This window comes from Pseudomonas sp. A125 (assembly GCF_055409485.1).
The window spans coordinates 98,011-110,484 of record NZ_JBUZVP010000006.1; the positions used below are offsets into that span (position 1 = coordinate 98,011).

Below are 12,474 nucleotides of genomic sequence, written 5' to 3' on the forward strand. Positions count from 1 at the left end.
CCCCGCCCTCAAAAGCGGGGCTTTTTTGTGCCTGGGATTTGGCTATCGTAGCAGCTGTCGAGCGCCAGCGAGGCTGCGTAGGGTGCGACACCGAGTTGAGGCCGGACGCAGCCTCGCTGGCGCTCGACAGCTGCTACGCGCCCCCCAAAGCAAAACGCCCGGTGCATTCACATGCCCCGGGCGTTTTCATAGCTGCCTTACAGGCCGTTATTGGAACAACGACTCACTCGACAAGCCATTTTTCTCCAGGATCTCGCGCAAGCGCTTGAGACCCTCTACCTGGATCTGCCGCACCCGTTCCCGGGTCAAGCCAATCTCCAGGCCAACATCCTCCAGGGTGCTGCTTTCGTGGCCGCGCAGCCCGAAGCGGCGAATCACCACCTCACGTTGTTTGTCCGTGAGTTCGGAAAGCCACTGGTCGATGCTTTGCGACAGATCGTCGTCCTGCAGCAACTCACAAGGGTCCGTAGGACGATCATCAGTCAGGGTATCTAGCAGGGTTTTATCCGAATCCGGACCCAGCGAGACATCGACTGAAGACACCCGCTCATTGAGACCGAGCATGCGCTTGACCTCCCCCACCGGTTTCTCCAGCAGGTTGGCGATTTCTTCAGGCGAAGGTTCATGATCGAGTTTTTGGGTCAGCTCACGTGCCGCCCGCAGGTAGACGTTGAGCTCCTTGACCACATGGATCGGCAACCGGATTGTGCGGGTTTGATTCATGATCGCCCGTTCGATGGTCTGACGAATCCACCAGGTGGCATAGGTCGAAAAGCGGAAGCCCCGCTCAGGGTCGAACTTCTCCACCGCCCGGATCAGGCCGAGATTGCCTTCCTCGATCAAGTCCAACAGGGACAGCCCACGATTGACGTAGCGTCGGGCGATTTTCACCACCAGCCGCAGGTTGCTTTCAATCATGCGCTTGCGCCCAGCCGGATCGCCTTTTTGCGACAAGCGCGCAAAAAAGACTTCTTCTTCGGGAGTGAGCAGAGGGGAAAAGCCGATTTCATTGAGGTACAGCTGGGTCGCGTCGAGCGCCCGCGTGTAATCAATGTATTTGTGTTGCTTTAACGCGGTGGAGTTCTTGGATTTGGTGCGAACTGAAGGTACAGCAGGTCCCTCATTCGACATCGATTCCGTAGCAATGCCGGTCTCCATAAGGAGAACCTCATCGTCGATGTCAAACTCCGGCGCTTCTTTACTGAGAGCCATTGTTATAGTCCTTTGGTGAGTTCGACCTCAAGCTCAAGCGACGCCTTTATCCTTGGCAACGCTGGAGCCTGTTCCTTCTACGCGAGGGAACAGGCTGGTAACAACACATCAACGACGGGGAAGGAATTGCAGCGGATCAACAGGCTTCCCTTGGCGGCGAATCTCAAAGTGCAGTTTCACCCGGTCTGTACCAGTTGACCCCATTTCGGCAATTGTCTGTCCGACTTTGACCTGCTGCCCCTCCCGAACCAACAGCCTGCGGTTGTGACCGTAGGCACTGACGTAGGTATCGCTGTGTTTGATGATGACCAGCTCGCCGTAGCCCCGTAAACCACTCCCGGCGTACACCACTGTCCCATCAGACGCAGCTAAAACAGGCTGTCCCAAATCCCCGGCGATATCAATGCCTTTATTCAAACTACCGTTTGAAGAGAATTTTCCAATCAGGATGCCATTTGAGGGCCATCCCCAACCAGTCGGCGCCGGCCCTGCCGGAGGCAGTGGAGCAGGTGCAGGTTTGCTCGCAACGCTAGGCGCAGCGGTGCCTGCAGGGCGGGTAATGATTGTGGTTTTGCTCGAAGACGACGGCGAAGAGGCGGTATTTGTGACAACGGCGGTCGGTGCTGAACCGGTTCGCCCATCGAAACGGATAGTTTGTCCCGGATGTATCGTATACGGCACGGGAATGTTGTTACGGGCGGCCAGCGCCTTGTAATCCCACCCATACCGGAAGGCGATCGAGAACATCGTATCGCCCTTGCGCACGACATATTGCCCGGTGGTAACGGTTGGTTTTTGCGGTACCGCATTATTGCGGTCAACCACCCGCGCACCGGATGGCGTGCTTGAACAAGCCGCCAACAAGGAACTCAAGACAAGGCCAATCACCAGTCGCTGAAAGCTTGTTTGACTCATACGCTGTGCAATGACCGTGAGACTCACCCGCCGCTCCCTTTGTGGTGGCTGACTATGAACGCCTGTATCAGGCTTGAAATATGACGCAAGTATAACTGGCCGTTGGGTTTTTACTGGAAACACGATTCTAAAGAAATTTTCATCATGTTTAATTCCCACGAGCAATCATGTTGACTCAATAGACCCCGCTGTAAGACACATACCCGGCAATAGAATTCAGTAGGCAGGAATAATTGATCAGGCCAGCGGGCCATTAAGCAACGGGACGAAACGCACGGCGCCGAGCACGTGCCGGGAAAAGCCCTCTTCCTCGCGAACAATCAACATTAATTGTTGCACTTCGCCGGAGCCCACCGGGATCACCAGGCGCCCGCCGGGAGCCAGTTGATCGAGCAAAGCCTGGGGCACATCGGTTGCCACCGCAGTGACGATAATGCCGTTGTACGGCGCCAGCGCCGGCCAGCCTTCCCAACCATCGCCCCAGCGAAACACCACGTTGCGCAGGTTCAACTCCACCAGGCGCTCCTTGGCCCGGTCCTGCAGAACCTTGATGCGTTCGACCGAGAACACCCGCTCCACCAGCTGTGACAACACGGCCGTCTGGTAGCCGGAGCCGGTACCGATTTCCAGCACCTTGTCCAGCGGGCCCGCCGCCAGCAGCAGCTCACTCATCCGCGCCACCATATAAGGCTGGGAGATGGTCTGGTTGTGGCCGATTGGCAACGCAGTGTCTTCATAAGCGCGATGGGCCAGAGCCTCATCGACAAACAGATGCCGCGGGGTACGCCGGATGACTTCCAGCACCTGGGCGTTGGACAGCCCTTCTTCGTACAGGCGCTGGATCAATCGCTCGCGGGTGCGCTGGGAGGTCATCCCGATGCCCCGGCGCAGCAGGTCGTCTTGTTCACGAGCCATCAGCGCAGCCCCTCCAGCCAGCCATCGAGGCTACTGAAGGCATCACTGAAGGTGCGATCAAGTTGCAACGGGGTAATCGAGACATAACCTTGCATCACCGCATGAAAGTCCGTGCCCTCGCCACCGTCCTCGGCATCGCCGGCAGCGGCAATCCAGTACCCTTCCCTGCCACGTGGGTCGACCACCTTCAGCGGCGCTGCCGCACGGGCGCGATGGCCGAGGCGGGTCAGCTGGATGCCGCGAATATGATCCAGGGGCAGATTGGGAATATTGACGTTGAGCACCGTGCGCGGCGGCAAGACCAGGGTGTCATGGGCTTCCACCAGCTTGCGGGCGAAATACGCCGCGGTGGCCAGGTTGTCCAGTTGACGGGAAGCAAACGAGAAGGCAAACGAAGTCCGACCCAGGAAGCGCCCTTCAAGGGCTGCTGCCACGGTACCGGAATACAACACGTCGTCCCCCAGGTTGGCGCCCAGGTTGATCCCGGAAACTACCAGGTCCGGCTCGCGCTCCAGCAGGCTGTTGATCGCCAGGTGCACGCAGTCGGTCGGCGTGCCGTTCACGCTGATAAAGCCGTTGGGCAACGTCTGTACATGCAAAGGACGGTCGAGCGTCAGCGAGCTGCTGGCGCCGCTTTTGTCCTGGTCCGGGGCAACCACCACGCACTCGGCGTAATCCGCCAGCGCAGCATAAAGCGCGGCAAGGCCGGGTGCGGTGACCCCGTCGTCGTTAGATATCAGAATACGCATGGGCTGTCCGTCTGCCCCACCGGCACCAGATCTACAAGCTCGCGCACCAATACGGTGGCGAAGCATCCAGCCGGCAGGACGAATTCCAATTGCAGAATGTCAGGCTCGGGATAATGCCACGTCAACCCGCCAATGGGCAGTCGAAGAATGCGACGTTCCTGGCTCATGCCGGCATTCACCAGCCAATCGCGCAGGTCGGCTTCACCGTCGGCAATCGCTCGCTCCAACGCATGGGTAGCGCCAGTGGCAGGCGAATCGCCTTCGCCCCATTGCGGCCCGGTGGGATGCAGGTCGAGGATCGCCAGGCGTGGGTCGCTGCATTCAGCCTCCTCCGCCGGGAAAAAGCTGCGGCTGTCGGTAAACGCCAGCAAATCGCCGACCTGGGCGCGCTGCCAGGAACCGTCGGCTACCCGCGCCGCCAGCACTTTGTTGAACAGAAAGCTGCGTGCCGTCGACAGCAGGCGCGAACGCACGTTGCGCTGCTCCGGCAAGGCCTTGCGCGCAGCCCAGTCACGGGCATCGACGACGTTGCCGCCGTTATGACCGAAACGCTGGGTGCCGAAATAGTTGGGAATACCTTGTTTGGCGATCAGTTGCAGGCGCGCGTCGATGGCCGCGGCATCGCCGGCAAACTGGGTCAGGCGCAAGGTAAAGCCATTGGCCGAATGGGCACCGCGCTGCAGCTTGCGCTTGTGGCGGGCGATCTTGAGGATCTTGAGGGTGTCGTTTTCCGCCCCGCTCAGGTCCGGATCAGCCTTGCCCGGCAACTGCACGCTGAACCACTGGCGGGTCAGCGCCTGGCGGTCCTTGAGCCCGGCGTAGCTGACGGTGCGCAACGGCACGCCCGCCGCCTTGGCAATCCGTCGCGCGGCTTCTTCGGTATTCAGGCCGCGCTTTTCCACCCACAGCCACAGGTGTTCACCCTCGCCGGTCAGCGGGATATCCAGTACTTCATCTACCTGGAAATCTTCAGCGGTAGCCTTCAGAACAGCGCTGCCCAAGGCCTCGCCATAGGCACGCGGGCCCAGCAATTGCAGATCATTCATGCGCGCAGCAACAAGGCAACGGCGTGCACCGCAATGCCCTCTTCGCGGCCGGTAAACCCGAGCTTTTCGGTGGTGGTAGCTTTTACGTTCACTTGATCCAACTCAACTTGAAGATCTGCGGCAATCAGCGCGCGCATCGATTCGATATGCGGGGCCATCTTGGGCGCCTGGGCAACGATGGTGTTGTCGACATTGCCGACCTTCCAGCCCTTGGCGTGGATCAAACCGACCACGTGACGCAGCAGCACGCGGCTGTCCGCGCCCTTGAAGGTGGGGTCGGTGTCCGGAAAGTGCTTGCCGATGTCGCCCAACGCGGCGGCGCCGAGCAAGGCATCGCTCAAGGCATGCAGCACTACGTCGCCGTCGGAATGAGCCAGCAACCCATGGTGGTGCGCGATTCGCACACCGCCCAGGGTGATGAAATCGCCTTCGGCGAAACGGTGCACATCGTAGCCGTGGCCAATACGCATAAAAAAACGCCCCGATTTAATTCAGGGCGTGATTCTACCTACTTTTGCCTCACATTAACCGAGCAAAGCGCGTGCGTGATGGCGTAAGTGGTCTTCGATGAAGCTGGCAATAAAGAAGTAGCTGTGGTCATAGCCCGGTTGCAGTCGCAGCTTGAGCGGGTGGTTGGCCGCCTTGGCCGCTTGTTGCAAGGCCTCAGGCTTGAGCTGCACCGCGAGGAAATCGTCGCGATCGCCCTGGTCCACCAGCAGTGGCAGCTTTTCCGAGGCTTCGCTGATCAACACGCAGGCATCCCATTCGCGCCATTTGGAGCGCTCTTCCCCGAGGTAACGGGAGAACGCCTTCTGGCCCCACGGGCAATCCATCGGGTTGTTGATCGGCGAGAACGCCGACACCGACTGATAGCGCCCGGGGTTGCGCAAGGCGCACACCAGCGCCCCATGACCGCCCATGGAGTGGCCGCTGATGCCGCGCTTGGCCGATGCCGGGAAATGCGCCTCGACCAATGCCGGCAATTCCTGCACCACGTAGTCATGCATCCGATAGTGCTGGGCCCAGGGTTCCTGGGTGGCATTCAGATAAAAACCGGCACCGAGGCCGAAATCCCAGGCATTGTCCGGGTCGCCCGGCACACCCGGCCCACGAGGGCTGGTGTCCGGGGCGACGATGATCAACCCCAGCTCGGCGGCCATGCGCTGGGCGCCGGCCTTCTGCATGAAGTTCTCGTCGGTGCAGGTCAGCCCCGACAGCCAGTACAGCACCGGCAACGTGCCGCCCTGCTCCGCTTGTGGCGGCAGGTAAACGGCAAAGGTCATGTCGCAACCGAGCACATCGGAATGATGCTTGTAGCGTTTATGCCAGCCACCGAAGCTCTTCTGGCACGACAGGTTTTCCAGACTCATGGCCGACCTCAGAAGTGGATGACGGTACGAATGCTCTTGCCTTCATGCATCAGTTCAAACGCTTTGTTGATGTCTTCCAGGCCCATGGTGTGGGTGATGAACGTGTCCAGCGGGATTTCGCCGGTCTGGGCCATTTCCACGTAGCTTGGCAATTCGCTGCGGCCACGCACGCCACCAAACGCCGAACCGCGCCAGACGCGGCCGGTCACCAGTTGGAACGGACGGGTGGCAATTTCCTGGCCGGCACCCGCCACGCCGATGATCACCGACTCGCCCCACCCCTTGTGGCAGCACTCCAGCGCGGCACGCATCAGTTGCACATTGCCGATGCACTCGAAGGAAAAGTCGACACCACCATCGGTCAAATCGACGATCACGTCCTGGATCGGGCGGTCGTAATCTTTCGGGTTGATGCAGTCGGTGGCGCCCAATTGCTTGGCGATTTCAAACTTGGCCGGGTTGATGTCGATGGCAATGATGCGGCCGGCCTTGGCTTTTACCGCGCCGATCACCGCTGACAGGCCGATGCCGCCCAGGCCGAAGATGGCCACGGTGTCGCCTGGCTTGACCTTGGCCGTGTTGATCACCGCACCGATACCGGTGGTGACGCCACAGCCCAGCAGGCAGACCTTTTTCAGCGGCGCGTCCTTAGGAATTTTGGCAACGGAGATTTCCGGCAGCACGGTGTACTCGGAGAAAGTCGAGGTGCCCATGTAGTGGAAAATCGGCTGGCCTTTGTAGGAGAAGCGCGAGGTACCGTCGGGCATCAAGCCTTTGCCCTGAGTGGCGCGAATGGCCTGACACAGGTTGGTCTTGCCCGACAGGCAGAATTTGCACTTGCCGCATTCCGGGGTGTACAGCGGGATCACGTGGTCGCCCACCGCCACCGAGGTCACGCCCTCGCCGATGGCTTCTACCACCGCGCCGCCTTCGTGGCCCAGGATCGACGGAAAGATGCCTTCCGGGTCCGCGCCCGACAAGGTGTAGGCGTCGGTATGGCACACACCGGACGCCACCACCCGCAGCAACACCTCGCCCGCCTTGGGCATGGCCACATCCACTTCAACGATCTCGAGGGGTTTCTTGGCTTCGAAGGCTACGGCCGCGCGGGACTTGATCATCCGGTTTCTCCATCGGGTTAAAAACGTAAGACCGGCAGTGTAAAACATGGCCACCTGATTAATAATCCAGGTGAAAGCAAAACATTATTGCTGTACAGGGATAATCACCATGTTGGAAAACCGCTGGGAAGGCATCGACGAGTTTGTCGCCGTGGCCGAGTGCAGCCAATTCACTGCAGCCGCAGAGCGCCTGGGGGTGTCGTCCTCTCATATCAGCCGCCAGGTCGCCCGGCTGGAAGAACGACTGCAAACGCGCCTGCTGTATCGCAGCACCCGGCGCGTGACGCTCACCGAGGCCGGCCAGACGTTTCTGCAACACTGCCAACGCTTGCAGGACGGCCGCGAGGAAGCCCTGCGCGCCGTGGGCGACCTCGCCAGCGAGCCCAAGGGCATGCTGCGCATGACCTGCGCGGTGGCCTATGGTGAGCGCTTTATCGCCCCATTGGTCACGCGATTCATGGGCTTGTACCCACAACTGCGCGTGGACATCGAGCTGACCAACCGCCCACTCGACCTGGTCCACGAAGGCCTGGACCTGGCCATTCGCCTGGGGCGCCTTGCCGACTCGCGGATGGTTGCCAGCCGACTGGCGCCCAGGCGCATGTACCTGTGCGCCTCGCCCGCCTACCTTGAGCGGTATGGCCGCCCCCACAGCTTGTCGGAACTCAGCCGGCATAACTGCCTGATTGGCAGCTCGGATATCTGGCAACTCAAACAGGACGGGCGGGAGTTCTCCCAGCGCGTGCAGGGAAACTGGCGCTGCAACAGTGGGCAAGCCGTACTGGATGCAGCGTTGCAGGGCACCGGGCTCTGCCAGTTGCCCGACTATTACGTGCTGGAATCCTTGCACAGTGGCGCCCTGGTCTCGCTGCTCGAGGCTCACCAGCCGCCGAATACAGCGGTGTGGGCGCTGTATCCGCAGCAACGCCATCTGTCACCGAAAGTGCGCAAGCTGGTGGATTTCCTCAAGGAAGGCCTGGGCAAAAACCCGGTCTATCTGTAAATGCCGGCCTCAATAAGTAACGCCTGCCCGGTACGGTATTGCCTGCAAATACGCGCTGCTCCCAGCGCCAGAAGGCATACCGATGATCCCCAACGCGGCACAGCTTCAACGTATCAACCACTTTATCCGCAAGGTCCTGAATGATTTCCCGGTGCCAGCCGAAGTGGCCGCCCGGTTAATTCGCGACAGTGCCCAACCCCTCAGCCAGGAAACCCTGGAACCCGACGCACTGCTGCTGACCACCCTTGAGTACAACACCGACGATCCGCACGCGCCCTTTACCGCAGCGGTCGTCCAATCCATGAGCCTGACCGAAGCGATGATCTGCAGCGCACCCATCGCCGCCGGCGGGATAATCAATACCACCGGGTTTTCCACCACCGCACCGTACTTCAACGTGGTCAAAGAGCTGCCGCGCCTGATGGATAACCGCATCCCGGCCATGTTCAACGAAGAATTCATCGCCGCGGGCTGGATCCCGCCGATGCGCTATGAGGCGATTTACCACAAGAGCCATCCCCAGGTGTACGACCGCCGTACTCAATCAGACATCGTGCCCGCCACCTTTCGCGACTTTGTCCGCAACAGCCATTTCGATACAGCCTACGACGAGGCGTTACAGGCTTTCTGGGGCATGCACCTGGAAAACTACAAGACGCTGATGCGAACGGCGTTCATCGAGGCATACCTGAGCCAGGCCGTAGAACTGACACTGACCCAGGACGAGGTGCAACTGGCGGCCAGGGCGGCAGGCATGCCCGCCAACAAGGACCTGAGCAGCCTGACCCTTGAGGACTTGCAGGCACCCTACCGCCCTGACACCCACCTTGATCTACGGCTGCTACGCATCCATAACGCTGAAGCAACCTCCCTCCTTACCATCACGGATAAGCAGAGCCAGATCACCTTGCTCTACATTCCGGGTAACTCTTCGCCTTTCCATGGTTTCAATAACCCGGCGTCAATGAGGAAATGGCTGGCGGGCGCGGCCAAAGACCCTACGCTTCGTAAAGCCTTGGTGGCCTATTTCGACCCGGACACCGTCGATTCCGGGTATATCTACAGCGGCGTGGAGGAGGCCCTGATAGGCATCAGCCTGTTTCCTGACAGCGCCCCGGCAGCCGGTTTGTTCAACCGCTTGCTGCACAACAACTATTGGGACCCCGAGCAATACATAAACAACCCCGGTTACCCGGCGCTGGGCGGCAACCCCTTCGACTATATGGCCCGGCAAATACGCGCACGTATTTCAAAGATGGCGGCAAACACCATCACCTCGCCCCTGGATATTCGCAAGGCGCAGACCATCGACGCCCTGGAAAAGGCTTGCTTGCTGGCGATCCCCATCGCCCTGGCGATGGGCACGGCATTGTTGGCAGAATTTTGCTTTATCACCGCAGGTTCAGTTGAAATGGCCATAGGCGCCGACGACGTGATCAAAGGCAAGCCGCAGGCCAGCGAACGTATTACGTTCGGCGCCCTGAATGCTTCGCCGGTGGTATTGCACGGCATCGGCACCGCCATCACCACACTGAACAAGATTCGGGTCGGCCTGGGCAAAGCCGTACGGGAAACCGATGGCCAGATCAGTGCGAGTGCACTGCCAGCCGCGGCCACCACAGGCGAATCGCCGGGCCGCACGCTGGTGCCGGCTCACCACCCCAGTGGGTTGCAGATCGTGAAGATCGACGGCGATGCCTTCATGACCTACACCGCGCCAAATGACGGTGGCCTTTTCGAACTGTTCATCAGTGACCCGGTAGACCCGCGACGTGTCCAGTCGACCGGGCTGTATGCCATCCAAGGCCCGGACCTCAAATGGCGCCGGGCAGGGTTGAGTGGCGGCGCGCCGTTTCGTAATGCCTGGCAAAAAATCTACCGGGTGCTGGGTGGCACAACCGACACGACCTTTTTCAGCGGCTACGAAATGCCGGCCTCGATGCGCGATACGCTTGCCGGGATGTTGCATGACAGCAGTAAATTTAACGAAGAATACGAACCCTTTGGCGCAGGCCTGCAATTGCTTAGAGACGCCCGCAAGCTGTTCTTCGAAAAGAGAAACAAACTGGCGCAAGACGCCGCAATATTCTTCGATTCGCCGTCTTTGCCGCTGGTAAGGCCGCCGCTGCCGAGCTTCACCCTGAGCGAATCGCAATCCGGCATCATCTCAAAACTGTTCGGCGTCAGTGATGGCGTGGTCCTGGGCGAAAGTCATGGTGACCTGTCGAGCAAGGCGATCCTGATCGATAATATGCACATGCTCGCCCGCATTGGCGTCAAGCGCCTCTACTTCGAGCATTTACTGACAGATGTGCATTTACCTTTGTTGAAGGCGTTCTACAGGTCCAAGGGCACGCCAATGTCCGACGAGCTCAAAAACTACCTCAAGGCTATCTACCCGCCACTCACAGATACGTATTACTCGTTTCAAAACGTCATCATTAAGGCCCGGGACGCCGGTATCAAAATCCAACCCATCGACTGCACCGCCAGTTACATGGTCAAGGGCATGGCCGACGCCGACGGTACCCTGCGCCAGCAATTGATGAATTTTTATGCCACCGAGGTAATTCAATGGGTCCAGACGACTAAACGTCGCCCGGGGAAATGGATTGCACTGGTAGGCAACAGTCATACCAATACTTTCCGGGGAACGCCGGGGCTTGCCGAGCTGACTGGCAGCATCGGGCTGCGCGTTAAAGATGCCAGGGCTGGGCAACGCCTGGGGATTGAGGTAGATCCGGGAGATACGTTGGGCCTGGGTATTGGCAAAGGCGAGGCGACCGTCAAAGCCGATCTCGTGTTGCGGGTAGACCCCACTACGCTGCAACGAATTGCGGCGGGACAACCCGGCCCCTCACACCGCCAAGTAGCAACGACCCCGGAAACCCGGCTGACCCGACCAGGACAATTCCTGCTGTCGGCTGCCAGCGAGGGCATGCCGGCGCGGGTCCATTACCGGGCACGCCGAGGAGACCTCCAGACCTTCACGGTCAATCAGTTGGGATCGATGGTCTCCATTACATCGCCGGGCTGGGCGGTCGATAAACAACCGTTCGCGAACGTGCCAGCCCTGGTAGAGGCGCTGAAAGCCCAGCCGGGGTTAGAGGAGGTCAGCGACTGAGGCCTGCAATCAGGCTTGAAAAGCCCGACGCTGTCGCAGCCATTCGAGGTCTTCGGGGCGGGTGACCTTGAGATTGTCGCTGCGGCCTTCGATCAGGCGCGGCGCGTGCCCGGCCCACTCCATGGCCGACGCTTCGTCGGTGATCACCACGTCCGAGACCAGGCTGTCGGCCAATGCGCGGTGCAAGGCGCCCAGGCGGAACATCTGTGGGGTATAGGCCTGCCAGATCGGAGCACGATCGACAGTTTCCAGCACGCGCCCGTGTTTGTCGGCACGCTTGAGGGTGTCCCGCGCCGGCACTGCCAGCAGGCCACCCACGGCGTCGTCGGCCAGTTCAAAGAGCAGCTTGTCGAGGTCCGCGCGGCTGAGGTTTGGGCGGGCTGCATCGTGCACCAGCACCCAGTCGTCGTCGCTGGCGCCCTGGCCGTGCAGGTAAAGCAAGGCATTGAGTACCGAGCCGGATCGCTCATCGCCGCCGTCCACGCGCACAATACGCGGGTCGGTTGCACAAGCCAGGGCCGGCCAGTAAGGGTCATCAATCGCAACGCTGACCACCAGTCCCTTGAGACCTGGATGGTCGAGGAAACAGCCAAGGCTGTGTTCGAGAATAGTGCGCCCGCCCAGTTGCAAGTATTGCTTGGGACGGTCCGCGGCCATACGGGCACCCACGCCCGCGGCAGGAATCACGGCCCAGAAGGCCGGTGAGGAAATGCTCATTGGGCCAACTGGTAGAGGGTCTCGCCCTCCTTGACCATGCCCAACTCATGGCGAGCCCGTTCTTCAACGGTCTCCATGCCTTTTTTCAGTTCAAGCACTTCAGCGTCGAGCACACGGTTGCGCTCCAGCAACACCTCGTTTTCGGCGTGCTGTGCGGCAATTTGCTGGGTCAGTTCGGTGACCTGCGCCAAGCTGCCATTCCCCACCCATAGGCGGTACTGCAGGCCAGCCAGCAGCAAGAGCAAGACGAGGAACAACCAATTGGGACTGCGCATCGAATATCGGGTATCCAGTGAAAAAAG

The 12,474-nt window shown here is 60.1% G+C and carries 12 protein-coding genes; 2 read left to right on the plus strand and 10 right to left on the minus strand.

All coding sequences use genetic code 11. The features are described 5' to 3' along the window. Positions 1–207: 207 nt before the first annotated feature. The 8 genes from rpoS to ACZRN6_RS10265 all read right to left on the minus strand — a co-directional run bounded on the left by rpoS (position 208) and on the right by ACZRN6_RS10265 (position 7,328). Positions 208–1,212 carry an RNA polymerase sigma factor RpoS gene (gene rpoS, locus ACZRN6_RS10230; protein WP_063032880.1) on the minus strand — a complete coding sequence of 335 codons (1,005 nt, stop codon included), beginning with the start codon at positions 1,210–1,212 and terminating at the stop codon, positions 208–210. A gap of 108 nt (positions 1,213–1,320) precedes the next feature. Then, positions 1,321–2,154, minus strand: a complete 834-nt coding sequence (locus ACZRN6_RS10235; RefSeq protein WP_322143599.1) for a peptidoglycan DD-metalloendopeptidase family protein — start codon at positions 2,152–2,154, stop codon at positions 1,321–1,323. Between the two features lie 210 nt (positions 2,155–2,364). Continuing rightward, positions 2,365–3,000, minus strand: a complete 636-nt coding sequence (locus tag ACZRN6_RS10240) for a protein-L-isoaspartate(D-aspartate) O-methyltransferase (RefSeq protein WP_169865481.1) — start codon at positions 2,998–3,000, stop codon at positions 2,365–2,367. Between the two features lie 41 nt (positions 3,001–3,041). Beyond that, positions 3,042–3,791, minus strand: coding sequence for a 5'/3'-nucleotidase SurE (gene surE, locus ACZRN6_RS10245; RefSeq protein WP_322143598.1), 750 nt, complete (start codon positions 3,789–3,791; stop codon positions 3,042–3,044). Continuing rightward, positions 3,779–4,837: a tRNA pseudouridine(13) synthase TruD gene (truD, locus tag ACZRN6_RS10250; RefSeq protein ID WP_464007882.1), complete on the minus strand. Its 1,059-nt coding sequence runs from the start codon at positions 4,835–4,837 to the stop codon at positions 3,779–3,781. The genes surE and truD overlap by 13 nt, the downstream gene beginning before the upstream one ends. Beyond that, the gene (gene ispF, locus ACZRN6_RS10255; protein ID WP_177087220.1) at positions 4,834–5,307 is read right to left on the minus strand and encodes a 2-C-methyl-D-erythritol 2,4-cyclodiphosphate synthase; all 474 of its coding nucleotides are present in this window, start codon (positions 5,305–5,307) and stop codon (positions 4,834–4,836) included. Before ispF ends, truD begins: the two co-directional genes overlap by 4 nt. A 54-nt stretch (positions 5,308–5,361) precedes the next feature. Continuing rightward, positions 5,362–6,207 carry an S-formylglutathione hydrolase gene (fghA, locus tag ACZRN6_RS10260; RefSeq protein ID WP_464007883.1) on the minus strand — a complete coding sequence of 282 codons (846 nt, stop codon included), beginning with the start codon at positions 6,205–6,207 and terminating at the stop codon, positions 5,362–5,364. An 8-nt stretch (positions 6,208–6,215) separates the two neighbouring features. After that, a complete protein-coding gene (locus ACZRN6_RS10265) occupies positions 6,216–7,328 on the minus strand; it encodes an S-(hydroxymethyl)glutathione dehydrogenase/class III alcohol dehydrogenase (RefSeq protein ID WP_464007884.1) in 1,113 nt (370 codons plus the stop codon). A 109-nt stretch (positions 7,329–7,437) separates the two neighbouring features. On the opposite strand from ACZRN6_RS10265, the gene ACZRN6_RS10270 reads away from it, so the two are divergent. Together ACZRN6_RS10270 and ACZRN6_RS10275 are read left to right on the plus strand one after the other, a co-directional pair. Then, on the plus strand, positions 7,438–8,331 hold the full coding sequence (locus tag ACZRN6_RS10270) for a LysR substrate-binding domain-containing protein (RefSeq protein WP_322143594.1): 894 nt from the start codon (positions 7,438–7,440) through the stop codon (positions 8,329–8,331). Between the two features lie 82 nt (positions 8,332–8,413). After that, the gene (locus tag ACZRN6_RS10275; protein WP_464007885.1) at positions 8,414–11,455 is read left to right on the plus strand and encodes a membrane-targeted effector domain-containing toxin; all 3,042 of its coding nucleotides are present in this window, start codon (positions 8,414–8,416) and stop codon (positions 11,453–11,455) included. Positions 11,456–11,464: 9 nt separating this feature from the next. On the opposite strand, the gene ispD is transcribed toward ACZRN6_RS10275, so the two are convergent. Further along, positions 11,465–12,172 carry a 2-C-methyl-D-erythritol 4-phosphate cytidylyltransferase gene (gene ispD / locus ACZRN6_RS10280; protein WP_322143592.1) on the minus strand — a complete coding sequence of 236 codons (708 nt, stop codon included), beginning with the start codon at positions 12,170–12,172 and terminating at the stop codon, positions 11,465–11,467. After that, the gene (gene ftsB / locus ACZRN6_RS10285; RefSeq protein WP_003219292.1) at positions 12,169–12,447 is read right to left on the minus strand and encodes a cell division protein FtsB; all 279 of its coding nucleotides are present in this window, start codon (positions 12,445–12,447) and stop codon (positions 12,169–12,171) included. Before ftsB ends, ispD begins: the two co-directional genes overlap by 4 nt. Positions 12,448–12,474 lie beyond the last annotated feature (27 nt).